Source organism: Streptomyces sp. NBC_00510, assembly GCA_036013505.1.
Lineage (GTDB): Bacteria > Actinomycetota > Actinomycetes > Streptomycetales > Streptomycetaceae > Actinacidiphila.
In genome coordinates this window covers 9,612,077-9,638,021 of sequence record CP107851.1, presented here as the reverse complement: position 1 = coordinate 9,638,021, position 25,945 = coordinate 9,612,077, and the positions used below count along the sequence as shown (strand labels likewise).

Below are 25,945 nucleotides of genomic sequence, written 5' to 3'. Positions count from 1 at the left end.
ACAGGGATTCCCTTGAACCCGGCCGGCGGCCGACGGCACTCTCGTGCCGTGCGCATCGAACAGCTCGAGTACATCGCCGCCGTCACACGGTCCGGATCGCTGCGGCGTGCCGCCGAGGAACTGCACCTGTCCCAGCCCGCGCTCAGTGAGACCGTACGGAACCTGGAGCGGGAGCTCGGGGTGGACCTGCTGGAACGCAAGCGGTCGGGGGCGAAGATCAGCGACGAGGGCAGGGAGCTGCTGCCCCACATCCTGAGCGTGCTGGACGCGGTCGACCGGCTCCGTGGGGCGGCCGGGGAGCAGCACCGCGTCAGCCGCATGATCCGGCTCGGCACGGTCAACAGCGCCACCGTCCCGTTGCTCATCCCGACCGTGCGCGAGTTCCGGGCCTCGCACCCGGTCACCCAGGTCGAGGTGGTCGGCGCGCAGCAGGCGGACATCCACCGCGGGCTGCTGGAGGGTGGCTTCGACCTGGGGCTGGTGAACTACCTGCGGGGCGACGACATGCCGCCGGGCATCGAGTCCACCGAGCTCCTGCGCGGCCGTCCCGTGGTGTGCATCCGTCCCGACAGTCCGCTGGCGGCGCTGGACGCGGTCGACACCGAGAGCCTCCTGGGCGAGCCGCTGGTCGTGATGCGGTCCGGGTACGTCATGCACCGTTTCGTGCACCGTCTGCTCGGCGGGCGGACGCCGTCCTTCTCGTACTCCACCGACGGTGCGGAGATGGGAAAGCTGATGGTCGCCGAGGGTCTGGGCGCCGCCGTGCTACCGGACTTCAGTGTCGTCGGCGACCCCCTCGAGCGCAGCGGCGCGATCACGGTGCGTCCCCTGGCGGGGGACACGACGGAGGTGCTGCTGGTGGTGCAGCGCCGCCACTCCGGCTCCGTCCCGCGCGCCGTCCGGGATCTCCACGGGATGTTCGTGGGCAACGCCCGGGCGTGCGGTGCCTCCTCGTGACGTGACACGGGGCGGCCTTGACACTCCCGGGGCCCGACGACGTACGTTGAACCGACATCGACCGGACGGGTGGAGGCCCGCTGCGCGCCTTCAGGGTCGGCGACCGGCGCTCCCGGCTGGCCAGGGCCCGCGAGCTCCTCGACCGGGTGGCGCTGCCCGCCTCGACCCTGGACCGACGCCCGGCCGAGCTGTCCGGCGGGCAGCGGCAGCGCGTGGCGATCGCGCGTGCCCTCGCCCTCTCCCCTGACCTGGTGGTGTGCGACGAGCCGGTGTCCGCGCTCGACGTGTCCGTCCAGGCCCAGGTGCTCGATCTGCTCGCCGAGCTCCAGGCCGACACGGCGGTGGCCTACCTGTTCATCTCGCACGACCTGGCAGTGGTGCGGCAGATCGCGCACGAGGTCGCCGTCATGCGGTCCGGGCGCATCGTCGAGACCGGGACGGCCGAGGAGTTGTTCGCCCGCCCCCGCCACCCGTACACCCGCGAACTGCTCGCGGCGATCCCGGGCGGGCCCCGCCCCTCCGCCGCCGAGCCCACCACGCCGTGAGGAGGCACCCATGACCAACCCCAGGATCACCTCCCTGGCGTTCCTCACTCCGGGGAACTTCGAGGACGACGATCCGTACACCGGTCTGGAGCACACGCTGCAGCTGTTCGAGTACGGCGAACGGCTCGGTTTCGACGGCGCCTGGATCCGGCAGCGCCACCTCGAACACGGTGTGGGCTCGGCCGCGGTGTTCCTCGCCGCGGCCGGGCAGCGCACCCGGCGGGTCGAGCTCGGGACTGCGGTCATCCCGATCGGGTACGAGAGCCCGTTCCGGCTCGCCGAGGACCTGTCGCTGGCCGACGTGCTGTCCCAGGGACGGCTCCAGGCCGGTTTCAGCACCGGCATGCCCCACGCCGAGCTGCTCGGCGACCTGGTGCACGACGGCGACTGGCGCAGCCTGGACCTGTCGTACGGCAGGATCGCCCGTCTCGTCGACAACCTGCGCGGCCACTACCTCGGCGGCCCGGACACGGTGATCCAGTCGCCCGGCAACGCCCAGCGTCCGCGGCTGCAACCGCACAACCCCGCGCTGGTGGACCGGATCTGGTACGGCGCCGGCAGCGTGCGTTCGGTCCGCTGGGCCGCCGGGAACGGCCTGAACCTGTTGTCCGGCAACATCGTCAGCAGCGAGGGCACCGACGACTTCGCGACGGCCCAGTCGAACCTGCTCTCCGAGTACCGGCGCGCCCTCGACGGCGCCCGGCCGGCGGCGCGCGTGGCTGTGGGGCGTGTGATCGTGCCTTTGGACAGCGCCGACGCGGTCACCCGTGCCCGCTACGAGCGTTATGCGGCCGGCCGGCGCGAGCGCACCCTGGCCCCGCGGGCCTTCGGCCCGAAGCAGATCCTGTTCGCTCCCGATGTGGTCGGGACCGCCGAACAGATCCTGGAACGGTTGGCCGCGGACCCCGTCCTCGCGTCGGTGACCGAGCTGCGGCTGGAACTGCCGTACGAGTTCCACCGCGAGGAGTACGAGCAGATCCTGCACGACGTACGGCACCTGGTCGCACCCGACCTGGGGTGGCGGCCCGCCGAAGACGATCTGCCCGCCGGACGGCCGCTCCCGGCCGGACGGTGACGCCGCGGCCCGGCCGGACCGCGTCTCGTACCGTTGCGGGCTCGGGCGTCACGGGACGCGGGCGACTCCTGCGTAGATCCCGCTGTCCTCGTCGGACGGCGCCGGGGAGGTCCTGAACCACTCCGGGGCCGTCACCAGGCCGGGGGCGACGAGGTCCAGGCCGTCGAAGAAGCGGGCGACTTCCGGGCGCGTACGGAAGCCGAGGCGGATGCCGCCCTTGGCGTACTCGGCGGTGACCTGTTCGGCGAGCTCCGGGAAGAGATCGGACGCGGCGTGGGACAGGACGAGGTAACTGCCCGGCGGCAGCGCGGCCAGCAGGGGGCGCACGATGCTGTGGGCATCCTGCTCGTCGGGGACGAAGTGCAGCAGCGCGATGAGCGAGAGCGCGACGGGGCGTGTGAAGTCCAGGACGCCCCGCGCGTGCTCGACGATCTCCTCCGGCCGCCGGACGTCGGCCTCGAGGAAGTCCGTGACGCCCTCGGGGCGGCCCGCCAGCAGCGCCTGTGCGTGGTGCAGCACGAGGGGATCGTTGTCCGTGTAGACGACCTTCGCCGCCGGTATCACGTGCTGGACGATCTGGTGCAGGTTGGGTTCGGTGGGGATGCCCGAGCCGATGTCGAGGAACTGGTCGACGCCCTGCGCGGCGAGCCAGGCGGCGGCCCGTTGCATGAACTGCCGGTTCTGCCGGGCCGCGTCACGCGCCTCGGGCGGCAGCCTTTCGCCGACGGCCTCGTCGACGGGGTAGTTGTCCTTGCCGCCCAGCAGCCAGTCGTACACGCGCGCCGGGTGGGCCCTGCTGGTGTCGATCCGCGGTGAGTGGGGGGTGCCGGTCGTCATGACGCACTCCATCGCGCGAGGGGAGTCGGTCGTGCTGTCGATCGCGGCAGTCTCGCACACCATGTCGTACGCGAACACGGGCAGTTGGCCGGGGTGGCCCCGTCCCCGCGGCTTTGGTGTCACAAATGGCGACATCTTCGGGAGCTCCCGAATTCACGGCACAACGGTGGGAGCATTCATTCCCGTCCTCGAAACTTTCGGGGAAAGCGGGGCCCCGGTCGCGTCGGCGGTCGAGTTCTTTTGTTTCCGGTCGGTAAATTTCGCGGACACTCCCCCGGGCCCTTAACCCGCAGGTCACCCGGGCCTCCTGAGGCTCCCTCACCCGGCCGCCGCAACCAGGCCCATCCGACCCGAAAACAGAGAACGCTACATTCCGATAGCCTCAGGTTCAAGCTCTTTACACGCCCTCTTCAGTGGTGATCGAATTCGTGCAATCATCCACGCTGGAGGGCAATGTGAGACCCCCTTCTACCCGAAGATATGCGGCGGCCGTGGCTGCTGCCGTTGTCGTCGCTCTCGTCACCCCTGGAGCGGCGAACAGCGTTCCTCCCTCCCCGTCGGCCACGGCGACACCCGCAACCGCCGAGGCACAACGCACGCCCGCACGGGTCACGTTGGTCACCGGTGACAAGGTGACGATGTCTCAGGGACCGAAGGGCACCGCGCCCGCGGTGGAGGTCGAGCGCGCGCCGGGGGCCACGGGCTCGGTGCGCGTCGCCACCGAGGGCGGGGACACCTACGTGTTCCCCGACGAGGCGGTGGCGTACATCGCGAAGGGGCTGCTCGACAAGCAACTCTTCAACGTCACACAGCTGATAGCCCAGGGTTACGACGACGCGCACCTCAGCGCGCTCCCCCTGATCGTCACCCGCACCGAGGGCGCCGCCACCCTCACGTCCCGCTCCCCGGCGCTGCCGGGGGCCGAGACCACGCGCAGCCTTCCCTCGGTCCGCGGCGAGGCGGTCCGCACCCGGCGGTCGAAGGCGGCGGCTTTCTGGTCGGCCCTCACCGGTACCGCGCGGGCCGACGCCGAGGAGGCCGCGGCGGCGCCGCGGTTCTCCGCCGGCGTCGACAAGGTGTGGCTCGACGGCAAGGCGAAGGCGACGCTCGCCGACACCACGGCTCAGGTCGGGGCGCCCGCCGCCTGGGCCGCGGGAGGCACGGGGGCCGGGGTGCGGGTGGCCGTCCTCGACACCGGGGTGGACGCCACCCATCCGGACCTGGTGGACCGCGTCGTGGCGTCCCGCAGCTTCGTCCCGGACGGGAACGTCGTCGACCGGAACGGGCACGGCACCCACACGGCGTCCACCGTCGCCGGGACGGGCGCCGCTTCCGGCGGCAAGGAGCGGGGGGTCGCCCCCGGCGCCGACCTGCTGGTAGGCAAGGTCCTCGACGACAGCGGATCCGGGACCATTTCGGGGATCATCGCCGGGATGGAGTGGGCGGCGCGGACCGAGCACGCCAAGGTGGTCAGCATGAGCCTGGGCGTCAGCGGCTGGCACACCCAGGACGATCCGTTGAGCCAGGCCGTCAACCGGCTGAGCGCCGAGACGGGTGCGCTCTTCGTCATCGCCGCCGGCAACGACGGGCCCGGTGCCTACAGTGTGGCGGCGCCGGGGACGGCGGACGCCGCACTCACCGTCGGCGCGGTGGACGCGTCCGACCACCTCGCCGAGTTCTCCAGCGCCGGACCCCGCATGAACGGCGACGCCATCAAGCCCGACATGACCGCCCCCGGCGTGGACGTGCTGGCGGCGCGCTCGCAGTACATGGAGTGGGGCGAGGGCTTCTACCGGGTCGACAGCGGCACGTCCATGGCCACGCCCCATGTCGCCGGGGCGGCCGTCCTCCTGGCGCAGAAGCACCCGCGGTGGACGGGCCGGCAGATCAAGGACGCCCTGATGGGCACCAGCGTGCCGACCCCCGACTACAGCCCCTACCGGGCGGGCACCGGCCGGCTGAACGTGGCCGCCGCCTACAACCAGGACCAGGTCATCGCGACCGGGTCGGTCGACGCGGGGCTGGTGCGGTGGTCGCCCGGTGCGCAGCGGCAGCCGGTCAAGCGGCAGATCACCTACGCCAACACCACCGACCGCCCGATCACCTTGCAGCTCTCCGTCGACCGCGGCGACTCCCCGGCACAGGTGTTCGCGTTGTCCGGCGACCGCGTCACGGTGCCGGCGAACGGCACCGCCACCGCCGAGGTCGTGGTGAACCCGAAGGGCCTCGCGGCGGGTCAGTACGCCGCCCGGGTCACGGCACGCCTCGCGGGCGGTGAAGTCCACACGGCGGTCGGGGTCTCCGTCGAGTCCGAGAAGTACGACCTCACCATCCGCCTGAAGGACCGCTCCGGCCGGCCCGTGAGCGGCGAGGTCGAGATCCGGAGCGCGGACGGCGGTTCCACCTACCTGTGGGTTCCCGACGGGTCGCTGACCAGCCGCTGGGCGCCCGGTTCGTACATGGTCGCGTCGCTCGCGGACGTGCGGGGTCTCCACGGGCCCCACTCCCTCGGGCTCGCGGTGCTGACGGCCCCCGAGATCGAGCTCACCGGCGACCGATCCGTGGTGCTCGACGCCTCCCGGGCCCGCCAGGTCAAGGTGGCGACACCGCAGCCGACCAGCGTGGTGAGCAGCAGGATCGACCTGTACCGCTCCTTCACCTCAGGCACTCCCACTCCCGGCGACGGGAGCGCCCTGCGCGAGCGGATCTGGCCCTCGGCGACGTACGACAGCCTGTGGGCGCTGCCGACCAAGGACAAGGTGCGCAAGGGCAGCTTCGTCTTCACCACCAGGATCCGCGCCGAGCAGCGGCCCCTGGAGATCACCTACCGGGGCCACCGGCTCGACGACCCCCTCGTGCAGCCCGGTTCCCGGCCGCTGCGGGACGGCACCTCGCGCCTGGACGCCGTCTTCGCCGGCACCGGCACGCGGGCCGAGTACGCCGGCGTGTCCGCCCGCGGCCGGGCCGTGGTGGTCCGCGACAGCGACGCCGTGACCCCCGCCGATCAGGCCGCGGCGGCGCGGACCGCCGGTGCGGCGCTGCTCCTGGTGGTCAACGACCGTGAGGGCCGCGGCAGCGGCTGGTACGGCGACCCGGACAAGGTGACGACCGGACGGCTCCCGGTCGCCTCGCTGTCCCTGGACGAAGGGGAGGCGCTGATCAAGGAGGCCACCGCCGCGGGCAGGAAGGGTGTGCGGCTGGCGGTCGAGGCGCATCCCGCGCCGAAGTACCTGTACGACCTGGTCGACCAGCACCTCGGAGGGATTCCCGCGGATCCCTCCGCCAGGACGGACGCCCGCAGCCTCGCGCGCGTCGACGTCGACTTCACCCCGCCTCCCGGGCGGCAGGTCACCGAGTCGCGGCTGGACTTCCCGTCGTACGACTACCCGCCGTACAACGGGTTCTCGCCCAACGCGCTCCCCGCCGAGGTGGCCGCCCCCGGGCGGCGCACCGACTGGGTCACCGCCGGGGTCACCTGGCAGCAGAACGCCGCACTGGACGGCTGGGGCGGCTCGTCGACGGACCTGGTGACCTACCGGGCGGGCAGCGTGCAGAAGGACCGCTGGTTCGGGCCGATCACCCGGCCTCGCATGGTCACCTCCGACCTCCCCTACCGGGGCGACAACGCGATGAGCGCCTACATCCAGGGGTTCGGCGACGCGGGGTCGGCGCACAGCGGCGGGTCGGGCATGTACCAGGCGATCTCCTTCTACCAGGGCGACCGGCAGCTGACCCACATGGAGGGCTTCCCCTGGTTCGGCGTCGGTGACCTGGCGCCCGAGAAGCTCCCGTACCGGCTGGTCGTCGACACCAAGGGCGACACCGCGCTCAGCCCCTACTCCACCGCCACCCGCACCGAGTGGCGCTTCAGCTCCGGTGCCCCGGAGGGTGTGCAGGCCGTCCCGTTGGTGCAGTTGGACTACGGCACGGCACTGGACGCCGAGGGCCGGGCGCAGCGCAGGACGGAACTCTCCGTCACTCCGGTGGTGCTCGGCAGCTCGGCCGCCGGGGACGCGGTCTCCTCGGTCCGGCTGGAGGTCTCCTACGACGACGGCACGACCTGGCTGGGGCAGGGGCTCAAGCAGAAGAAGGGCACCTGGCAGGCGGCCCTGAACGCGCCGCACCGGGCCGGCTACGTGTCGATCCGCGTCACCGCCGAGCAGCGCAACGGCGGCGGAGTCACCCAGACCGTCACCCGGGCCTTCGGCCTGAAGTGACACCGTGAGGGGCCGGTGCCCGGCACGACATCGTGCCGGGCACCGGCCCTTTCGCGTGCCCGAAGCCGGCGATCTTGCGTAGAGCACTCAATAAATTGCGTTCCCTCCGAGCATGCGTCACGCCGACGCCGGCTCATCCGACGGCCGTCCTGAAGGTCTACCAGGGTCTATGCCGCCATGGCTCACAGACCCACGCACGCAAGCGCTCCGCAAGTGACGCAAGCACGACTCGGCCTCAACTACCCCTGAATTACAAGCTGTTGACAAACCCGAGACGTACGAGAAACCTAATGACGCGGTTTCCGCAAGAAGTTGACTGACTCACTCAATTGGCGTGCATGGCCGGCTCTCATGTCGGGACGGTCCCCTTCGGTCCCCGCTTCCCCTGCTTCTCCTGCTCCCCCTGGTTCCTCCTCGCCCGGCTGCCGCGCTCCCCGCCCCCCACGGAATAGAGGACCCCATGAATTGGAGACCCCTCGGCCGACGGTCGCTGTCCGCCGCCGTCCTGGCCGGGCTCATGACGGTCGGGCTGTTACCGATCTCCGCCAGCGCCCAGGCAGCCCCCACGGCCTCGGACGCTGCCGCCGCCGACGTCAACCTCGCCCTCGGCCGCCCTGCCACGGCGGGCGGTTCCCTCGGCGCGTACCCGGCCGGGAACACCACCGACGGCGCCCAGGCCTCCTACTGGGAGGGCCCGGCCGGCTCCTTCCCCCAGTGGGTGCAGGTCGACCTCGGCGCCACCCGTGCCGTCGACCGGATCGTGCTCAAACTGCCCTCCGGCTGGGAGACCCGGACGCAGACGCTCTCCCTGCAGAGCAGCACCGACGGATCCTCGTTCACCACGCTCTCCGCCTCCGCCGGCCGGGTGTTCAACCCGGCCCAGGCCAACACCGTCGCCGTGGACCTGAGCTCACCCGTCAACGGCCGGTACGTCCGCGTCAACGTCACCGGCAACACCGGCTGGAACGCCGCGCAGCTCTCCGAGCTGGAGGTCTACGGAGAGGACGGCGGCAGCACCGACCCGCCGCCCACCGGCACCAACCTGGCGCGCAACAAGCCGGTCGAGGCCACGTCGTCGACGCAGACCTACGTCGCCGCCAACGCCACCGACGACTCCACCTCCACCTACTGGGAGGCGGCCGGCCACCCGGCGGACCTCACCGTGAAGCTCGGCTCCGCCGCGGACGTCACCGCCGTGGTGGTCAAGCTCAACCCGGACCCGGTGTGGGGCGCCAGGACCCAGGGCATCCAGGTGCTGGGCCGCGGGGCGTCCGACACCGGCTTCACCTCGCTGCGCGACCGCGCGGACTACGCCTTCAGCCCGGGAACGGGCAACGCGGTGACCATCCCGGTCAGCGGCCGCTGGGCCGACGTGCGCCTGCGGTTCTCCTCCAACACCGGCGCGCCCGGCGGGCAGGTCGCCGAGTTCCAGGTCGTCGGCACCGCGGCACCCGCGCCCGACCTCACCGTCACGGGCCTGACCTGGTCACCGGCCGCCCCGTCGGAGCGGGACCCGGTCACCGTGAACGCCGGGGTCCGCAACGCCGGCACCGCGCGCTCGGCCGCGACGACCGTGGACGTCAGCGTGGAGGGCACGGTCGCCGGCAGCGCCGACGTGCCCGCCCTCGACCCGGGTGCGTCCGCCACCGTCGCCGTCTCCACCGGCACCCGCGCGGCCGGCAGCTACGCCGTCTCCACGGTGGTCGACCCGCGCAACACGGTCGCCGAGCTGGACGACACCAACAACAGCCGGAACGCCGCGGACCGGCTGGTCGTCAGCCAGGCCCCCGGCCCCGACCTCGAGGTGACCTCCATCGCCACGAACCCGGCGAATCCGGCCGTGGGCGCGTCCGTCTCCTTCACCGTCGCCGTGCACAACCGCGGCATCACCGCCGCCGCGGCGGGTTCGGTGACCCGGCTCCAGGCCGGCACCACCACGCTGAACGGCACGACCGGTCAGGTCGCGGCCGGTGCCACGGTCAACGTGGCGATCAGCGGCACCTGGACGGCGACCGCCGGCGGGGCCACGCTCACCGCCACCGCGGACGCCACCGGGGTCGTCACCGAGACCAACGAGAACAACAACGTGCTCGCCAAGTCCCTCGTCGTCGGACGCGGCGCCGCCCTGCCGTACACCGAGTACGAGGCCGAGGACGGCCGCTACCAGGGCACCCTGCTCACCGCCGACGCCAAGCGGACCTTCGGGCACACGAACTTCGCCACCGAGTCCTCGGGCCGCAAGTCCGTCCGCCTCGACTCCGGCGGCCAGTACGTCGAGTTCACCTCCACCACGTCCACCAACTCCATCGTGGTGCGCAACTCCATCCCCGACGCCTCCGCGGGCGGCGGAGCCGACGCCACCATCAGCCTGTACGCCGACGGCACGTTCGTGCAGAAGCTGAACCTGTCCTCCAAGCACAGCTGGCTGTACGGCAGCACCGACGACCCGGAGGGGCTGACCAACCGGCCCGGCGGCGACGCGCGGCGGCTGTTCGACGAGGCGCACGCGCTGCTGTCGCGCACGTACCCGCAGGGCACCACGTTCCGTCTGCAGCGCGACGCGGGCGACTCGGCGGCCTACTACGTCATCGACCTGATCGACCTGGAGCAGGTGGCTCCCCCGCTGAGCAAGCCGGCCAACTGCACCTCGATCACCGAGTACGGGGCCGTCCCCGGCGACGGGCTCGACGACACCGACGCCATCCAGCGGGCGGTCACCGCCGACCAGAACGGCCAGATCTCCTGCGTGTGGATCCCGGCCGGGCAGTGGCGGCAGGAGCAGAAGATCCTCACCGACGACCCGCTCAACCGCGGCCAGTACAACCAGGTGGGCATCAAGGACGTCACCATCCGCGGCGCGGGCATGTGGCACTCCCAGCTCTACACCCTGACCCCGCCGCAGAACGCCGGCGGCATCAACCACCCGCACGAGGGCAACTTCGGCTTCGACATCGACGGCAACACCCAGATCTCCGACATCGCCATCTTCGGCTCGGGCACCATCCGCGGCGGCGACGGCAACGCCGAGGGCGGCGTCGGCCTCAACGGGCGCTTCGGCAAGGACACGAAGATCACCAACGTGTGGATCGAGCACGCCAACGTCGGCGTCTGGGTCGGCCGTGACTACTCCAACATCCCCGAACTGTGGGGCCCCGGCGACGGACTGGAGTTCACCGGGGTGCGGATCCGCGACACCTACGCCGACGGCATCAACTTCGCCAACGGCACCCGCAACTCCACCGTCTACAACTCCTCGTTCCGCAACACCGGCGACGACGCGCTGGCGGTGTGGGCCAGCAAGTACGTCAAGGACACCTCCGTCGACGTCGGCCACGACAACCACTTCCGCAACAACACCGTCCAGTTGCCCTGGCGGGCCAACGGCATCGCGGTCTACGGCGGCTACGGCAACACCATCGAGAACAACATCGTCTCCGACACGATGAACTACCCGGGCATCATGCTCGCCACCGACCACGACCCGATCCCCTTCTCCGGTCAGACCACCATCTCGGGCAACGCCCTGTACCGGACGGGCGGCGCGTTCTGGGGCGAGGCGCAGGAGTTCGGCGCCATCACGCTCTTCGCCCAGGGCACGGACATCCCGGGCGTGACCATCCGGGACACCGAGATCCACGACTCGACCTACGACGGCATCCAGTTCAAGACGGGCGGCGGCTCCATGCCCGGCGTCAAGGTCACCGACGTCCGCATCGACAACTCCGTCAATGGCTCCGGCATCCTCGCGATGAGCGGCGCCCGCGGCAGTGCCACCCTGACCAACGTCACGATCACGAACTCGGCCCAGGGCAACGTACTGATCGAGCCCGGCTCCCAGTTCACCATCACCGGATCGCCGAACGGCGCGTCCGCGGCACGCAGGTCCGTCTGAAACCGGCGGGGTCCCCGGCTCACCGCGAGCCGGGGACCCCGCATGCCGCCGCCGCACCGCACGCCCTGCGGTTCGGCGGTGCGGCGGTTCAGCCGTCCAGCGCCGCCTTGCGGAGCCCGGGGGCCGGCGCGGCCTCGGCGTCGCCCGACGCGGCGCGGGCGGCCGGGATGGCCATGGCGACGAGCGCGGCGACCAGCGCGATGCCGCAGCCGATCACCAGGCCGGTGCGGAAGCCGTTCTCGGAGGTGAAGGTGTAGCCGCCCACGGTCGTGGTCATCTGGGAGAGGACGACACCGATCACGGCGGCGCCCACCGAGGTGCCCAGCGAACGCATCAGGGCGTTGAAGCCGTTGGCGGCGGCGGTCTCCGACAGCGGGACCGAACCCATGATCAGGGCGGGCATCGATCCGTACGCGAGTCCCACGCCGCTGTTGACGACCATGACCGCCAGCATCAGACCCCAGGCGGAGCCCGTCAGCACCAGCGACAGGCCGTACCCGGCGGCGAGGACCAGGGCGCCGCACATCAGGGTGAACTTGGGGCCGCGGGCGTTGGTCAGCTTGCCGCCCAGGGGAGAGACGATCATCATCATGATGCCGCCCGGCAGGAGCCACAGACCCGCCGCGAGCATGGACTGGCCGAGGCCGTAGCCGGTCGCCTTCGGGAACTGCAGCAGCTGCGGGACGACCAGCATCCCGGCGTACATGCCGAAGCCCACGAAGACCGAGGCCAGGTTGGTGATCAGCACCCGGGGCCGGGCCGTGGTCCGCAGGTCGACCAGCGGGTCGCGGGTGCGCAGTTCCCACCAGCCCCAGCCGGCGAGCACGACGACGGCGGCACCGAACAGGCCGAGCGTGGTCGCCGAACCCCAGCCCCAGTCGGCACCCTTGGAGACGGCGAGCAGCAGGCAGACCAGTCCGACGCCGAGGCCGAGCGCGCCGGGCACGTCGAAACGCTGGCCCTTGGCGCCGGCGGGAACCTCGGGGATGAAGAACCAGATCAGCACCGCGACGACGGCGGCCAGGCCCGCAGAGCCCCAGAAGAGCACGCGCCAGTCGGCGTACTGGGCGATCGCGGCGGCGATCGGCAGGCCCAGACCGCCGCCGATGCCCATGGAGGCGCTGACCAGGGCGATGGAGGAGCTGAGCTTCTCCGCGGGGACCACGTCACGGAGCAGGGCGATGCCGAGCGGCACCATGCCCATGCCCATGCCCTGCAGACCCCGTCCGACGATCATCGGCGTGACGGAGGACGACAGGGCGCACACCACCGAGCCCGCCACGAGCGGCACCGAGCAGACGACCAGCATGCGCCGCTTGCCCACCAGGTCGCCGAGGCGCCCGAAGACGGGCACGCACACGGCGGCCACCAGAAGGGTGGCGGTGATCACCCAGGCGGCGTTCGAGGACGAGGTGTGCAGGATCTGCGGCAGCTCCGTCAGCAGCGGGGTGACGAGCGTCTGCATGATCGCGGCGGTGATGCCGGCGAGGGCCAGCGTGGCGACCACGCCCCCTGCACGGGCTTTGGGTTGTGGGGCGTTCATGACGGCACTCCTCGCCTGACGGTCCTGCGTTCGGGATCGATGTGCATCGTACATAGGAAGTGCATCACGCACATGATGTGGCTGGTGCACGCGCTGTGCGAGGATGACAGCGGGCGCCGCACACGCACACCGGCGGCCCGGCGGACGGCAGGAGGCGGAAGACGTATGGGCAGGTCCACCCACGAGGTCGAGTACGAGCAGATGCTCCTCAGCCGCCACGAACTGCTGCGCCACAGGTCCGGCGCCCTGGACCGCAGCGCCTACATCCTCCTCAGCCGCATCCGGGTCCAGGGACCCATGTCGATCGGCGAGCTGAGCGAGGCCTTCGCGCTCGACGCCTCGACCCTCAACCGGCAGACCGCCGCGGCCATGCGCGCCGGGCTCGTGGAACGCATCCCCGACCCGGAAGGCGGCATGGCGCGCAAGTTCCGCATCACGCCCCAGGGCGCCCGCATGCTGGACGAGGAACGCGACGCCATCATCGGCGGCCTGGACAAGGTCATGGCCGACTGGCCGGACCAGGACATCGCCGCCTTCGCCTCCTACCTCAGGCGCTTCAACACCGACATCGAACGCCTCGCCGGACGGCCCTGGCCCCGTCCCTGAACCGCCTGGCGCCCGGCCGGCGGACCGCCAACCCACCTCGCCGACACGATATTTGACGGGTCAAGCACTCCTCGATTTACTTGACGCAGCAATCACTTCTGCGACCGGTCCGGCTCGCCCGCGCCGCCACCCGCGGAAGTACCCGTCATTCCTTGGAGGTTGCGCAATGGGACGTCTACTGGGCCGCGCCGCACTCGTCACCGGTTCGACGAGCGGCATCGGCCGTGCGGTCGCGGAAGCCCTGGCACGCGAGGGCGCCACCGTCGTGGTCACCGGGCGCAGCACGGAGCGCGGTGCCGGGGTCGTCGAGGGGATCACGGCGCAGGGGGGCCGGGCGCACTTCGTCCAGGCCGATCTGGCGGTGGGCGGTGCGGAGGTCCGGCGGCTGGCGCAGGAGGCGTCGGCGGTCGCGGGCGGGCCGATCGACATCCTGGTGAACAACGCCGCCTACCTGGTGCCGCCGCAGTCGATGACGGAGGCGACCGAGGAGCAGATCGACGAGGCGCTGGCGGTCAACGTCAAGGTCCCGTTCCTGCTGACGGCCGCGCTGGTGCCCGCCATGGTGGAGCGCGGCGCCGGATCGGTGATCAACGTGGGGTCGATCAACGGCGTCGTCGGCATGGACTTCGCCGCGCTCTACGGCGCCACCAAGGCCGGCCTGCACTCGCTCACCAAGTCCTGGGCGGTCGAACTGGCCTCCAAGGGCGTGCGGGTCAACACCGTCGCCCCCGGCCCGACCGTCACCGAGGCCAACGAGGTCTACCGCACCCTGCTGGAGAAGCTCGCCCAGAACTACCCCGCCAAGCGGCCGGGCACCGCCCAGGAGGTCGCCGCCGCGGTGGTCTTCCTCGCCGGCGATGACGCCGCCCACATCCACGGCGCCACCCTCCCGATCGACGGCGGCGCTCTCGCCCTCTGAGGCGGACACCCAGGCCCCGCCTCCGGCCCCTTCTCCGGCCCCACCTGCGGTTTCGCGGGTGGGGCTGCGTCGTCACCACGGTCGGCGACCCCTGACTTTCATTATTAAATTCAGATGCTAGCCTGGAACCGCCGCGGACCCCGAAGGGCCGCGTGCCCGAGCTGTGTCCGGTGCCCTGCCGAGAGGGCGTGTCGCAAAGGAAAGCCGTATGGACATCAAGGGATCCGTCGCCCTGGTGACGGGAGCCAACCGAGGGATCGGGCACGCGTTCGCCCGGGCGCTCCTGGAGCACGGCGCGGCCAAGGTCTACGCCGGCGTCCGCGACCCGAAGAGCGTGACCGATCCGGACCTCGTCCCGCTGCGGCTGGACGTGACGGACGAGGCGCAGATAGCCGCGGCCGCCGAGGCGGCGGGCGACGTCTCCCTCGTGGTCAACAACGCCGGCATCGGCGGCGCGACCACCGGGCTGCTGTCGGGTGGCCTCGACGGCGCGCGGCAGGCGATGGAGGTCAACTACTTCGGCACCTGGGCGGTGTCCCGGGCCTTCGCCCCGGTGCTGGCCCGCAACGGCGGTGGGGCGCTGGTGAACATGCTGTCGCTGGCCTCCTGGGTCGGGCAGCCACAGTTCCCCGGCTACGCCGCGTCCAAGGCCGCGCAGTGGTCGCTGACGGACGCCCTGCGCAAGGGCCTGCACGACCAGGGCACCCTGGTCGTCGGTGTGCACTGCGGATTCGTGGACACCGACCTGAGCGCGTGGACGGACGCGCCGAAGATCAGCGCCGCCAGCGTGGCGGAACTGACCATGGAGGCCCTGACCCACGACCGGTTCGAGGTCCTCGCCGACGAGCAGGCGCGAAGCGTCAAGGCCGCCCTGTCCCAGCCCCCGACCGTGGGGCCCGCGGCCTGATCCGGCCGGCCCCGGTCCCGCCGCGCGGCAGGGTCGGGGCCGCCGCCATCGGAGGTGACACCTCCTCATCCGCCCTGCACCGGCGGGGAGATGGCGCACGCGAACGGCTTGTCAGGGTTTCCCTGACGCCCTACGGTGTCAGGGAAACCCTGACAACCCAGGAGTGAGCCGTGCCCCCCTCTGGCATCCAGGACGAATTCACCCGGTGCTCCTTCTGCGGCAAGCCGGACCGCGAGGTCGAGAAGCTGGTCGCGGGCGCGGGCGTGCAGATCTGCAACGAATGCGTGGCGCTGTCCGCGTCGATCATCGACGGGAGCCTGGGCACTCCGCCGGGGCCTCCCCTGCCGCTGTGGGCGTCGCTGACCGACGCGGAGATGCTGGGCCACATCCCGCGCGTCGCCGCGCACATCGACCAGGCCGAGGCCGATCTGCGCTCGTGGGTGCAGGAACTGCGGCGCCGCGGTGTCACCTGGACCCGGATCGGCGAAGCCCTCGGGATCACCCGGCAGTCCGCGTGGGAACGGTTCTCCGGCGAGGAGTGACCGCCACCGCCCCCTGCTGCCCGGCCACGCGACCGACGCGTTCGGAATAGAACGCTCCGGATGAACGTAATAGGGATGTAAAAGTCGCTGGTCAAAAGCACACCGTCCACGGTGGTGGAGTGCGGGTCGCCTGGGAGGCAGGAGTGGGCATACGGCGGACGACCCTTCCGGGCATCGGCACGCAGTACGACGTGACCACACGGACCGGGCGGAACCTGTCGGTGGTGGTCCACCAGGACGGGCGCAGGTTCCTCGGCTTCTACGAGGCCGACGATCCCGACGCGTGCGGGATGTCGGTCCCACTGGAAGCCGACGAGGCCGCCGGGCTGGCGCGGTTGCTGGACCCGACACCGCTGGAGGCGGTGCGGACGGAGGGCATCGGGCTGGTCACCGAGCAGATCCCGGTGGACTCCAGGTCGCCGTACGCGGGACGGCCGCTGGGTGCCACCCGCGCGCGGACACTGACCGGGGCCTCCGTCGTGGCCGTGATGCGGCGGACCACCGCGCACCCCTCCCCCGGACCGGACTTCCGGCTGGCGATCGGCGACACGCTCGTGGTGGTCGGCACGCGTGAGGGCGTGGACGCGCTGGCCGCGATCGTGGCGGGGCAGTGACGATGCACGACACCACCGCGCTGCTCATCGAGCTGGGCGCCGTCATCCTCGGGCTGGGCCTCATCGGGCGCTTCGCCGGCCGGATGGGGCTGTCGCCCGTACCGCTCTACCTGCTGGCCGGACTGGCCTTCGGGCACGGCGGCATCGTGCCCCTGTCGGCGAGCGCGGACTTCATCTCCGTGGGGGCGGAGATCGGCGTGATCCTGCTGCTCCTGCTGCTCGGCCTGGAGTACAGCGCGTCGGAACTGGTCACCAATCTGCGCGCGCAGTACCCGTCGGGGGTCGTGGACTTCGTCCTCAACGCGGTACCCGGCGCGGTGGCGGCGCTGTTGCTGGGGTGGGGGCCGGTGGCCGCCGTCGCGCTGGCAGGTGTCACCTGGATCTCCTCGTCCGGTGTCATCGCGAAGGTGCTCACCGACCTCGGCCGGCTCGGCAACCGCGAGACGCCCGTGGTGCTCGGCGTCCTCGTCATCGAGGACCTGGCCATGGCGGTCTACCTGCCGCTGCTGACCACCCTGCTGGCGGGCCTGGGCCTGGCGGCCGGGGGCGTGACGCTGGCGATCGCCCTCGGCACCGTGGGCACGGTGCTGTACCTGGCGTTGCGCCACGGCCGTCTGCTCAGCAAGGCGGTCTCCTCCGACAACCCCGAGATGCTGCTGCTGGTCGTGCTCGGCCTGGCGCTGGTGGTGGCGGGCATCACCCAGAAACTGCAGGTGTCGGCGGCCGTCGGGGCGTTCCTGGTGGGCATCGCCCTGTCCGGTGAGGTCGCGGCGGGAGCGGGACGTCTGCTCACACCGTTGCGCGATCTGTTCGCCGCCGTCTTCTTCGTGTTCTTCGGGCTCTCCACCGATCCGGCGGCGATCCCACCCGTGCTGCTCCCGGCGCTGGCCCTGGCGCTGGTCACCACGGGAACCAAGATCGTCACGGGCTGGTACGCCGCCCGGCGGGCGGGCATCCATGCGCGGGGCAGACTGCGGGCGGGTGGCGCGCTCGTCGCACGCGGGGAGTTCTCCATCGTCATCGCGGGCCTCGCCGTCGCCACACAGCCCCGTATCGGCCCCCTGGCCACCGCGTACGTCCTGATCCTGGTCGTCGTCGGGCCCCTGGCGGCCCGCTACACCGAACCCGCGGTCACCGCGCTCGGCCGGCGGCTGCGGCGTGACGCCTTCGCGCCTCCGCTGCCGGGGGCCGTCGAGGCGTTCGAGGTGACGCCGCCCGAGGACTCCCCCGCCCGGCGGTGACGGCGGTCATCTCCATCAGAGATGACAGATATCGTGATGCATCTTCCGCACGAGGGAAGTAATCGTCCGGTCGGGGCGCTGCAGCATGCATCCGAGCGGCGCGAGGAGTTGCTCGGTCGCCACTCCACCCGCCCGAACCGCACCTCCGGTTCCCGACACGAGAAGGTCCCTCGTGTCCGCTCCCCGCACGATCAGGTCCGTGCGTCGTCCGGCGCCCGCCGGGGCCGCCCACGGCGTTCCGGGATGGCTGGTCGGGCTGCTGGCCGTCGCCTCCGGGATGACCGTCGCCAACCTCTACTACGCCCAGCCGCTGCTGGCGTCGCTGAGCACGGTCTTCCACCTCGGTCCGGCAGCGGCCGGCACGTTGATCACGGTGACCCAGATCGGCTACGTGGTCGGCATGGTCTTCCTGGTCCCGCTCGGCGACCGGCTGGAGAAGCGCCGACTGGTCACCGTGCTGCTGACCGTCACCACGGTCTCCTTGGCGGTGGCGGGTTTCGCCACGAGCTTCCCGATGCTCCTCATCGCGTCCCTGGTCAGCGGTGCCACCTCCGTCGTCGCGCAGATCCTGGTGCCGTTCGCGGCGAGCCTCGCGCCCGACCGCGCCCGCGGCCGCATCGTCGGGCGGGTGATGAGCGGACTGCTCGCCGGGATCCTGCTGTCCCGCACCGTCAGCAGCCTGGTATCCGACCTCGCGGGCTGGCGCTACGTCTACCTCGGCTCCGCGGTCCTGATGGCGCTCCTGGCCGTGGCGCTGCGCGCCGCCCTGCCGCAGCACGCCCCGACGACCTCCCTGTCGTACGGGCGGGTCCTGCGTTCGACGGTGCAGTTGGTGCGGACGCATCCGGCGTTGCGACGCCGGGGGCTGTACCAGGCGGCCATGTTCGGCGCGTTCAGCGTCTTCTGGACCCCCGTCTCCTTCCTCCTCACCGGCCCGTTCCACTACTCGCCGATCGGCGTCGCGGTCTTCGCGCTCGTGGGCGCGGCGGGTGCCGCGGTGGCACCGCTGGCGGGCCGCTGGGCGGACCGCAGCCTCGTCCGCCCGGTCACGGGGATCGCCCTCGGCGTCGCGGCCGTGGCCTTCGCCGTCGCGGGCTTCGGGCAGCACAGCATCATCCTGATCGCCTTCGCCGCGGTCCTGATCGACATGGCCGTGCAGACCTCGCTCATCCTCGGGCAGCACACGATCTACCAGCTCGACGCCGCCGCACGGTCGCGGCTGAACAGCGCCTTCATCGCGATCTTCTTCGTGGGGGGCGCGCTCGGGTCGCAACTCGGGGCGCTGGCCTACCACGCGGACGGCTGGACGGCGGTCAGCGTCCTCGGTGCGGCGCTGCCCCTGATCGGCCTCGGCTACTGGGCGACGGAGCGTCGCGCCGCCCGCAAGGGCGCGAAGGCCGCGACCGCGCAGGCCCCCTCCCGGTAACGCGTCCGGCAGTCTCCACGAAGTGACCATTCGTCAGGCGTGGCCTTCGGGTCCTTGGTTCGGAGCCGCGAAGCGGCGGAGTTCCCTGCGTGTCCGTGCCATGCCATGCCATGCCGACCGACCCTGGTGATGAGTTGTCGCGCCCGCACCCGTCACACCTACGACGAGGCACGACGAGACGGAAGGATGACGTGATGAGTGCGGACACGCGACTGGAGGAGCTGGGCGGGAGCGGTCTGGGCGGGAGCGGTCTTGGCGAGGTCGACGAGCCGGCGTTCTCGGGGCTGGCGGAGCGGCACCGGCGGGAGCTGCACGTGCACTGCTACCGGATGCTCGGGTCGTTCGAGGACGCCGAGGACACCGTGCAGGAGACGTTCCTCCGTGCCTGGCGGCGGCGGGAGACCTTCGAGGGGCGGTCGACGTTCCGCGCCTGGCTGTACCGGATCGCCACCAACGCCTGCCTGGACCTGCTCGCCAAGCGCCGCCCGGAGCCCGCGACCGGCGGCGAGGTGCTGTGGTTGCAGCCCTACCCGGACCGGCTGCTCGACGAGCTGCCCGCGGCCGACGCCGACGAGCCGGAGACCGTCGCCGTCGCGCGGGAGACGATCGAGCTGGCGTACCTCGTCGCCGTCCAGCACCTCGCGCCGCGCCCGCGCGCCGTACTCATCCTGCGCGACGTGCTCGGCTGGCCGGCGAAGGAGGTCGCGGAGCTCCTCGGCGACTCCGTCCACTCCGTCAACAGCGCGCTGCAGCGGGCCCGCGCCGGCATGCGGGAGCACCTGCCCGCCGAGCGGCAGGACTGGAGCGGCGGCGCCGAGGACTCCGGGACGCGCGAGCTGGTACGTCGCTTCACCGACGCCAGCGTGGCCACGGACGTCGACCGGCTCGCCGACATGCTCCGTGACGACGTCCGCTGCTCGATGCCGCCCACGCCGGGCCTGTCCCTGGGCCGCGACGCGGTGGTGACCGGCTGGGTCGAGGACGGCTTCGAGGGCATGCGGGGACTGCGCGGCGTCCCCACGTCGGTGAACCGGCAGCCCGCCGTCGCCTTCTACCTGTGGAACGAGCGCGAGGGCGCCTGCCTCCCGCTGACGCTCGACGTCCTGCGCGTCACCGGCGGGGTGATCACCGAGATCGTCATCTTCCACGCCGACCGGTTCCCGCGGCTCGGGCTGCCGGAGCGCCTGCCGGCGGACGGCACGGAGTAGTCCCGGTGCGGACGCTCGCGCTGCGCGGTGGCGCCCGTGTCGCGGTGGTCGTGGCGGAATGGTGCGACGCGTTCGGTGTCGTCACCCGCGGGCGGGTGCAGCTGGAGCCGCGTGACGGCGAGCCCGGGCCCGTCCTCGGACGCGACGCCGCGTTCTGGCTTCGCGGCACCGGCGTCCGCGCCCTGCGCAACCCCGGCCGTCGCACGGCGAGGGTGCGCATCGTCACCCCCCAGGGCCGGGACCCTCACCTGCCGGTCAACACACCCCGTACGCCAGTTCCCGAATGACGGAGGAACGACATGAACACCATGAAGGACACCGGGGTCGTCGCGGGCCCGGCGTCGGGCCGGACCAGCCACACCCACGGAATCCGCAGGCTCGCCGGCACCGGCTTCATTGCCGCGCTCGCAGCGATGGTGGCCACCACCCTCGCCGCTGCGCTCGCCCAGGCCGTCGGCGTCGGCTTCGAGGTCCCCGATGGCGGCGAGACGATCCCGTTGTCCGGGTTCGCCGTGGTGACCGGCTTCTTCTCGGTCGTGGGCATCGTCATCGCCGTCGCTCTTCTTCATTGGAGCGCTCGCCCCGCCGAGCGATTCGTGTGGACGGCAGTGTCGCTGACCGCGATCTCGCTGGTCCCGCCCCTCCTGTCCGGGGCGGACACCGCGACCACCACCGCCCTCATCGGGCTGCACCTCGTCCCTGCGACGGTCATGATCCCCACCCTGGCGCGGAGCCTGGGCACCCGGACCGATTGACGATCCCGCAACCGAGCGACGCGCGGCGCAAGGGCGTGCGCGAGCGCACCAACGTGGGTCGAACAGGTTCGCGGCGCACGCCGGCGATCACCCCCACGTGGCCTGCTCTCCGCGTACGATCACCCGATGGCCGACATGACCGAAACCACGCCCGGCTGGCTGTCTCCGGACGACCTGGAGCTGACCCGCGCACGCATGCCGATCCTGTACGTCGACGCCGTGCCCGTGCGGGTCGACGACAGCGGGGAGGTGACACACATCGGTCTCCTCCTGCGCATCGGACCGGACGGGAACGTCAGCCGCGCCCTCGTCTCCGGGCGGGTGCTCCACCACGAGCGTGTCCGCGAGGCGCTCATCCGCCACCTGGAGAAGGACCTCGGGCCCATGGCGCTGCCCCGCATCCCGGTCTCGCCGCAGCCCTTCACCATCGCCGAGTACTTCCCGACGCAGGGTGTGACGCCCTTCCACGACCCCCGGCAGCACGCGGTGTCCCTGGCCTACGTCGTCCCGGTGGCGGGCGACTGCCACCCCCGGCAGGACGCCCTCGACCTGGTGTGGTTCACCCCGCAGGAGGCGTCCTCGCCGCAGTTGCAGCAGGAGATGCAGGGCGGGCAGGGCGTTCTGCTCCGGCAGGCCCTCGCCCACGTCGGCTGCCTCACCTGAGTCCGTGGCGGCCCGGGCGGTCCACCGCCCGCGCCGCCACACGCACGAGGGGCCACCGCGCGGGTACGGGCACGCTCCAGCGGGTACGGGCACGCTCAAGGGGGGCCGGCACCGGTTGCCGGCACACACCGATCCGCGCGGGCCCCGGCCGCCGCCCGGCCACAGGGGCCCCGTCCGGGAGGCACCCTGATGAAGCTGTCGTTCCTGCAACCGCTGTTCGACCGGCCGGGCCCGTGGGCGAGCGCCTACCTGGACACCTCCCGGGACGTCGCGGATCCCGACCGGGTCATCGCACGGCGCTGGCGGCACCTGCGTGACGACCTCACCGCCCACGGCGCCGACCCCGCCACCGTCCACGCCCTGCACGCCGCGGTGGGCATGGACGACGACCTGCCCGGACGGCACGGCCAGGCCCTGTTCGCCACCCGTGGGGAGCTCGTGCTCGCCGCGGAGCTGCCCGAACCGCCCGTGCACGACACCGCCGACCTCGACGACCTGCCCGACGCCCTGCCCCTGGTGGTGCAGCGCGCCCCGGACCTCCCCTACCTGGCGCTGTTCGTCGGCCGCACCGAGGACGGCGGCGGCATCCAGGTCGCCGCCCAGACCGAGCGCTGGCCGGCCGGACGCATCGACACGGATCCGGCCGTCCGGCAGACCGTCCCGGCCGAGGACTGGCAGCGGACCGCGCCCCGGCTCGCCAGGGACCTGACCGACCTCGCCGACCGCGGCGCCGCCGAGGTGCTCGTGCTGGGGCGGGATCCCGGCGACCCCCGGACCGCCGGTGTCCTGGTCGACCACATGCCGGAACGCCTGGGGAACGCCCTCGTCACGGTCGGCACCGGCAACCCCGGCGGCACTCCCGACCGGGCCCTGCTGGAGGAGCACCTCGCCCGCGAGCTCGGCGGCCGCCTCAACGCCGCGGACCAGGCCCGCCTGGAGGCGTATCTGATGCAGCGCGCCCAGGACCGCGCCGCCTGCGAGGGCACCGGAGCCGTCGTCGCGGCACTGGGGCGCGCGGACGCCGAGGCCGTCCTGGTCAACGATCCCCCGCCGCTTCCCGGGCACCTGTGGGCGGGACCCGGGGAACCCGCCGGAGCCGCCCTGCTGCGTGCCGCGGCGTGTACCGGTGCCGAGCTGGTGGTCGTGCCCCGCGGAACCCTCGCCCTGGACGACGGGGTCGGTGTCCTGCTGCGCCGCCGCGACCCCGGCGCGTAGCCCCCGGCCTGCGGAATCGCCGGTGACCCGCCCGTGTTGTACCTGGAGGTACAACGAGAGGGATGGGATGGATACCGTCGACGCAGGGCAGCGGCCGGGCCGGCAGTCCCTGCCGGCCGAATCAGAAAGCTGGGCGCTCTCCTACCGGCCCGAAGCCCCCGCAGAAGCCCGCAAACTCACCAAGGAAGCTCTGCACCGCTGGAAGGTGCCGGCAGCCGCTGCCGACGAGATCCTGCTGGTCGTCTCGGAGCTCGTCACGAACGCCTTCGAATATGCCCGGCCGCCCATCGTGCTCCACCTGGACCGCGACCGGAGCACCGGGCAGGTCCGCGTGGAGGTCACCGACGGCGGACCGGCCGCCTCCGTCGGGGAATGGGCCGCCAGCTGCGGGGCCTGCGAACACGGCCGTGGCCTGACCATCGTGGACCAGGTGGCCTCGGCGCACGGCGACCGCTGGGAGACCGGCCGCTCCACCCACTGGGCCGAACTCGCTCCCGCCGCCGCCTGACCCCCGGCGGCATCGTACGGCGCGGGGTCCGCACCGGATCCCGCGCCCGCGTACGCGGGCGGCGACCGCCACCGGAGGCGGGCGCTCAGCCCTGCGCGGTGGGGCGTACGACGAGTTCGTTGACGTCGACGTCCGCGGGCCGGTCGATGGCGAAGGCGATGGCGTCGGCGATGGCGGACGCCGGGATCGCCAACCGCTCGGCGGCCGCGTGGGCGGCGGCCCGGGCCTCCTCGGATCCGCCGCGGTCGGTCAGCTCGCTCCGGGTGAAGCCGGGGCTGACGACCGTGACGCGGACGTCCCGGCTCTCCTGGCGCAGCCCCTCGGAGAGCGCGGCGACGGCGAACTTGGTGGCGCGGTAGACCGCCGCCGTCGGGTCCACCCGGTGGCCGGACACGGACGAGAGCGGGTCTTCACCGAGCTGACGACCCAGGCCGACGCCGATGAGGACCTGAATTGGGCGGTCTCGGTGGACTGCACCATCGTGCGCACGCATCAGCACGCGGCCGGGGCCCGTGGAAAAGGGCTCCGGCCGGCGAGCCCCACGACCATGCCACCGGCCGCTCCCGCAGAGGACTGAGCACCAAGGTCTGCCGCGCCGCAGACGGGAACTGCCGGCTCCAGGATCAAGAAATAGGCAGTGCGATGCTGTCGATCGCGGCGTCGGCGATTCGGTTCCTGGTCTTCACGTCGACCCCTGCCTTGGCGAGCGCTTCGAGCCCGCGATGCGTGGTGAGGATCAGTCCGCCGAGCGCCTCGGCGTCGGCGGCCGGATCCAGGTGCCCGGCGCGCTGCGCCTGCTCGACAAGCTGGCGGCAGCTGTCGAGCAGCACTTCGAACGCCGCGAGTGACCTGGTCGCGATGGCCTCGTTCTCCGACGCCAGTTCGGCCGTGGCCTTGGCCAGCAGACAGCCGGGCTGACCGGTGTGGTCGTCCGGCGCCGTGAGCCATTTGCGGAGGCGGTCGAGGGCCTGGTCCTCCGGGCCTTCGAGCAGGGCTGCGGCGCCCTCGTCGGAGTTTGCGCAGTACTCCTCGAATATTCGCTGGAACAGGGCCTCCTTGTCGCCGAACGCGCCGTAGAGGCTTCCCTTGCTGAGCCCTGTCGCGCGGGAGAGATCGTCGACCGAGGTTCCGTGGTAGCCGGTTTCGTTGAACTGCCGATGCACAGCGGCCAGGACGTCTTGCTCGCTGAATTTCCGTGGTCGCCCCATGCCTCCATGGTAGGCCGTTCTGAACCATCGGTCCAGATCTTCTGGACGTTCGGTCCAGAACCTGTATATTGGACCGTATGTTCAGAACTGGCACTTCACCCGACACCACCGAGTTCGCAGGAAAGCGCGCGATCGTCACGGGAGGCAGTCGCGGAATCGGCGCGGCCATCGTGCAGCGGCTGCTCGACGGCGGCGCGACCGTCGTCACCACTGCGCGTAACGCCTCCGACGAGACGCCGAAGGCCGCCACCTTCATTCAGGGCGACATCGGCACGCTCGCGGGTGTGCGGGCATTCACTGCGGCAGCGCTCGACGTACTCGGCGGCGTCGACATCGTGGTCAACAACGCGGCGGCGGCACGCGCCCACATCGGGGGCGTCTCATCCATCCCCGATGAGGAATGGATCGACGCACTCGACCTCAACTACCTGTCCGCCGTGAGGGTCAACAACGCGCTGCTGCCGGCGCTGCGCGAGGCCGGGTCGGGCAGCGTGATCGTCAACATCTCATCGGGAGCGGCCCTCACGCCGGCGCCGCCATTGGCTCACTACGGTGCGGCCAAGGCCGCCCTTAACACCTACAGCAAAGCGCTCGCTTCCGAGCTCGCGCCTGCCGGAATCCGCGTCACCACGATCATCCCCGGCAACGTGCTCACCCCGGGCGCCGACGCGATCCGCCAGAACTTCGCCGACGCGATGGACGTCCCGCTTGCCGCCACCACAGCGGGCATCCCTCTGGGTCGTCCCGGAGACCCGCGCGACATCGCCGAGGCCGTCGCCTACCTCGCATCGGACCGGGCTCAGTGGGTCACCGGAGTGAGCCTGACAGTCGACGGCGGTGAACTCCCCCTCATCTAGCTCCCGGTCCGGTCAGCCTCTTGTACGGTCCACAACGACCCCGGCGGCGCGAAAGCTGTCCCACGCCGCCGGGCGTCAGGTCGAGCAGTTGACCGGCAACGCGCCCGACGTCAGGTTCTCCTTCGCCGCCAACACCCCGGTATCGCTGAGCATCGGCAGGGAGTCCGTCACGTCGAAACCGTCCTCGGGCCTCCCCTACGTCCCCGCCGC

At 71.9% G+C, this 25,945-nt stretch carries 21 protein-coding genes and 3 pseudogenes; 20 read left to right on the top strand and 4 right to left on the bottom strand.

Going from position 1 to position 25,945, the window contains the following annotated elements; all coding sequences use genetic code 11:
• The first annotated feature begins 48 nt into the window (after nucleotides 1-48).
• From OG937_43995 to OG937_43985, 3 genes and pseudogenes are all read left to right on the top strand, one after another.
• Nucleotides 49-957 carry a LysR family transcriptional regulator gene (locus tag OG937_43995; GenBank protein WUD78193.1) on the top strand — a complete coding sequence of 303 codons (909 nt, stop codon included), beginning with the start codon at nucleotides 49-51 and terminating at the stop codon, nucleotides 955-957.
• A 116-nt stretch (nucleotides 958-1,073) separates the two neighbouring features.
• A pseudogene (locus OG937_43990) lies at nucleotides 1,074-1,460 on the top strand (ABC transporter ATP-binding protein).
• Between the two features lie 52 nt (nucleotides 1,461-1,512).
• Entirely contained in the window at nucleotides 1,513-2,577 is a 1,065-nt protein-coding gene (locus tag OG937_43985) for an LLM class flavin-dependent oxidoreductase (GenBank protein WUD78192.1), read from the top strand.
• Between the two features lie 48 nt (nucleotides 2,578-2,625).
• Here the strand turns inward: OG937_43985 and OG937_43980 are convergent, their stop codons facing one another.
• Nucleotides 2,626-3,414: an SAM-dependent methyltransferase gene (locus OG937_43980; GenBank protein ID WUD78191.1), complete on the bottom strand. Its 789-nt coding sequence runs from the start codon at nucleotides 3,412-3,414 to the stop codon at nucleotides 2,626-2,628.
• A 638-nt stretch (nucleotides 3,415-4,052) separates the two neighbouring features.
• Between OG937_43980 and OG937_43975 the strand changes: the two genes are divergently transcribed.
• On the top strand, nucleotides 4,053-7,631 hold the full coding sequence (locus OG937_43975) for a S8 family serine peptidase (GenBank protein ID WUD78190.1): 3,579 nt from the start codon (nucleotides 4,053-4,055) through the stop codon (nucleotides 7,629-7,631).
• 460 nt (nucleotides 7,632-8,091) lie between these two features.
• On the top strand, nucleotides 8,092-11,523 hold the full coding sequence (locus tag OG937_43970) for a discoidin domain-containing protein (GenBank protein ID WUD78189.1): 3,432 nt from the start codon (nucleotides 8,092-8,094) through the stop codon (nucleotides 11,521-11,523).
• 88 nt (nucleotides 11,524-11,611) lie between these two features.
• On the opposite strand, the gene OG937_43965 is transcribed toward OG937_43970, so the two are convergent.
• Entirely contained in the window at nucleotides 11,612-13,066 is a 1,455-nt protein-coding gene (locus OG937_43965) for an MFS transporter (protein ID WUD78188.1), read from the bottom strand.
• Nucleotides 13,067-13,231: 165 nt separating this feature from the next.
• Here OG937_43965 and OG937_43960 point away from each other — a divergent pair, with 165 nt between their 5' ends.
• From OG937_43960 to OG937_43900, 13 genes are all read left to right on the top strand, one after another.
• Complete coding sequence (locus tag OG937_43960) at nucleotides 13,232-13,672, top strand: MarR family transcriptional regulator (GenBank protein ID WUD78187.1); 441 nt, start codon at nucleotides 13,232-13,234, stop codon at nucleotides 13,670-13,672.
• Between the two features lie 166 nt (nucleotides 13,673-13,838).
• Nucleotides 13,839-14,591 (top strand): SDR family oxidoreductase, encoded by a 753-nt coding sequence (locus OG937_43955; GenBank protein ID WUD78186.1) that lies wholly within the window; start codon nucleotides 13,839-13,841, stop codon nucleotides 14,589-14,591.
• A 208-nt stretch (nucleotides 14,592-14,799) separates the two neighbouring features.
• Nucleotides 14,800-15,498, top strand: coding sequence for an SDR family oxidoreductase (locus OG937_43950; protein ID WUD78185.1), 699 nt, complete (start codon nucleotides 14,800-14,802; stop codon nucleotides 15,496-15,498).
• 170 nt (nucleotides 15,499-15,668) lie between these two features.
• Nucleotides 15,669-16,040, top strand: a complete 372-nt coding sequence (locus OG937_43945) for a ClpX C4-type zinc finger protein (GenBank protein WUD78184.1) — start codon at nucleotides 15,669-15,671, stop codon at nucleotides 16,038-16,040.
• A gap of 143 nt (nucleotides 16,041-16,183) precedes the next feature.
• On the top strand, nucleotides 16,184-16,654 hold the full coding sequence (locus OG937_43940) for a potassium transporter TrkA (protein ID WUD78183.1): 471 nt from the start codon (nucleotides 16,184-16,186) through the stop codon (nucleotides 16,652-16,654).
• A gap of 2 nt (nucleotides 16,655-16,656) precedes the next feature.
• The gene (locus OG937_43935; protein WUD78182.1) at nucleotides 16,657-17,895 is read left to right on the top strand and encodes a cation:proton antiporter; all 1,239 of its coding nucleotides are present in this window, start codon (nucleotides 16,657-16,659) and stop codon (nucleotides 17,893-17,895) included.
• Between the two features lie 199 nt (nucleotides 17,896-18,094).
• Complete coding sequence (locus tag OG937_43930) at nucleotides 18,095-19,321, top strand: MFS transporter (GenBank protein ID WUD78181.1); 1,227 nt, start codon at nucleotides 18,095-18,097, stop codon at nucleotides 19,319-19,321.
• Nucleotides 19,322-19,515: 194 nt separating this feature from the next.
• Nucleotides 19,516-20,529 (top strand): RNA polymerase subunit sigma-70, encoded by a 1,014-nt coding sequence (locus tag OG937_43925; GenBank protein WUD78180.1) that lies wholly within the window; start codon nucleotides 19,516-19,518, stop codon nucleotides 20,527-20,529.
• A gap of 5 nt (nucleotides 20,530-20,534) precedes the next feature.
• Nucleotides 20,535-20,816 carry a hypothetical protein gene (locus tag OG937_43920; protein ID WUD78179.1) on the top strand — a complete coding sequence of 94 codons (282 nt, stop codon included), beginning with the start codon at nucleotides 20,535-20,537 and terminating at the stop codon, nucleotides 20,814-20,816.
• Between the two features lie 12 nt (nucleotides 20,817-20,828).
• Entirely contained in the window at nucleotides 20,829-21,284 is a 456-nt protein-coding gene (locus OG937_43915) for a DUF6069 family protein (GenBank protein ID WUD78178.1), read from the top strand.
• A 126-nt stretch (nucleotides 21,285-21,410) separates the two neighbouring features.
• Nucleotides 21,411-21,947: an NUDIX hydrolase family protein gene (locus tag OG937_43910; GenBank protein ID WUD78177.1), complete on the top strand. Its 537-nt coding sequence runs from the start codon at nucleotides 21,411-21,413 to the stop codon at nucleotides 21,945-21,947.
• A gap of 189 nt (nucleotides 21,948-22,136) precedes the next feature.
• A complete protein-coding gene (locus tag OG937_43905) occupies nucleotides 22,137-23,162 on the top strand; it encodes a hypothetical protein (GenBank protein ID WUD78176.1) in 1,026 nt (341 codons plus the stop codon).
• 67 nt (nucleotides 23,163-23,229) lie between these two features.
• The gene (locus tag OG937_43900; GenBank protein ID WUD78175.1) at nucleotides 23,230-23,670 is read left to right on the top strand and encodes an ATP-binding protein; all 441 of its coding nucleotides are present in this window, start codon (nucleotides 23,230-23,232) and stop codon (nucleotides 23,668-23,670) included.
• A gap of 85 nt (nucleotides 23,671-23,755) precedes the next feature.
• Here OG937_43900 and OG937_43895 read toward each other — a convergent pair.
• Nucleotides 23,756-24,073, bottom strand: a pseudogene (locus tag OG937_43895) (SDR family NAD(P)-dependent oxidoreductase).
• A 45-nt stretch (nucleotides 24,074-24,118) separates the two neighbouring features.
• On the opposite strand from OG937_43895, the pseudogene OG937_43890 reads away from it, so the two are divergent.
• Nucleotides 24,119-24,276: pseudogene (locus tag OG937_43890) on the top strand (IS5/IS1182 family transposase).
• 17 nt (nucleotides 24,277-24,293) lie between these two features.
• Here OG937_43890 and OG937_43885 read toward each other — a convergent pair.
• Nucleotides 24,294-24,878, bottom strand: coding sequence for a TetR/AcrR family transcriptional regulator (locus tag OG937_43885; GenBank protein ID WUD78174.1), 585 nt, complete (start codon nucleotides 24,876-24,878; stop codon nucleotides 24,294-24,296).
• 77 nt (nucleotides 24,879-24,955) lie between these two features.
• Between OG937_43885 and OG937_43880 the strand changes: the two genes are divergently transcribed.
• Nucleotides 24,956-25,735 carry an SDR family oxidoreductase gene (locus OG937_43880; GenBank protein ID WUD78173.1) on the top strand — a complete coding sequence of 260 codons (780 nt, stop codon included), beginning with the start codon at nucleotides 24,956-24,958 and terminating at the stop codon, nucleotides 25,733-25,735.
• Nucleotides 25,736-25,945: the final 210 nt, after the last annotated feature.

What these genes read in the sequence shown, in the direction of transcription:
- OG937_43985 (WUD78192.1), top strand. Translation starts at nt 1,513, where the DNA reads ATGACCAACCCCAGGATCACCTCCCTGGCGTTCCTCACTCCGGGGAAC.
- OG937_43980 (WUD78191.1), bottom strand. Translation starts at nt 3,414, where the DNA reads ATGACGACCGGCACCCCCCACTCACCGCGGATCGACACCAGCAGGGCC.
- OG937_43975 (WUD78190.1), top strand. Translation starts at nt 4,053, where the DNA reads ATGTCTCAGGGACCGAAGGGCACCGCGCCCGCGGTGGAGGTCGAGCGC.
- OG937_43970 (WUD78189.1), top strand. Translation starts at nt 8,092, where the DNA reads ATGAATTGGAGACCCCTCGGCCGACGGTCGCTGTCCGCCGCCGTCCTG.
- OG937_43965 (WUD78188.1), bottom strand. Translation starts at nt 13,066, where the DNA reads ATGAACGCCCCACAACCCAAAGCCCGTGCAGGGGGCGTGGTCGCCACG.
- OG937_43960 (WUD78187.1), top strand. Translation starts at nt 13,232, where the DNA reads ATGGGCAGGTCCACCCACGAGGTCGAGTACGAGCAGATGCTCCTCAGC.
- OG937_43955 (WUD78186.1), top strand. Translation starts at nt 13,839, where the DNA reads ATGGGACGTCTACTGGGCCGCGCCGCACTCGTCACCGGTTCGACGAGC.
- OG937_43950 (WUD78185.1), top strand. Translation starts at nt 14,800, where the DNA reads ATGGACATCAAGGGATCCGTCGCCCTGGTGACGGGAGCCAACCGAGGG.
- OG937_43935 (WUD78182.1), top strand. Translation starts at nt 16,657, where the DNA reads ATGCACGACACCACCGCGCTGCTCATCGAGCTGGGCGCCGTCATCCTC.
- OG937_43925 (WUD78180.1), top strand. Translation starts at nt 19,516, where the DNA reads ATGAGTGCGGACACGCGACTGGAGGAGCTGGGCGGGAGCGGTCTGGGC.
- OG937_43915 (WUD78178.1), top strand. Translation starts at nt 20,829, where the DNA reads ATGAACACCATGAAGGACACCGGGGTCGTCGCGGGCCCGGCGTCGGGC.
- OG937_43910 (WUD78177.1), top strand. Translation starts at nt 21,411, where the DNA reads ATGGCCGACATGACCGAAACCACGCCCGGCTGGCTGTCTCCGGACGAC.
- OG937_43905 (WUD78176.1), top strand. Translation starts at nt 22,137, where the DNA reads ATGAAGCTGTCGTTCCTGCAACCGCTGTTCGACCGGCCGGGCCCGTGG.
- OG937_43900 (WUD78175.1), top strand. Translation starts at nt 23,230, where the DNA reads ATGGATACCGTCGACGCAGGGCAGCGGCCGGGCCGGCAGTCCCTGCCG.
- OG937_43885 (WUD78174.1), bottom strand. Translation starts at nt 24,878, where the DNA reads ATGGGGCGACCACGGAAATTCAGCGAGCAAGACGTCCTGGCCGCTGTG.
- OG937_43880 (WUD78173.1), top strand. Translation starts at nt 24,956, where the DNA reads ATGTTCAGAACTGGCACTTCACCCGACACCACCGAGTTCGCAGGAAAG.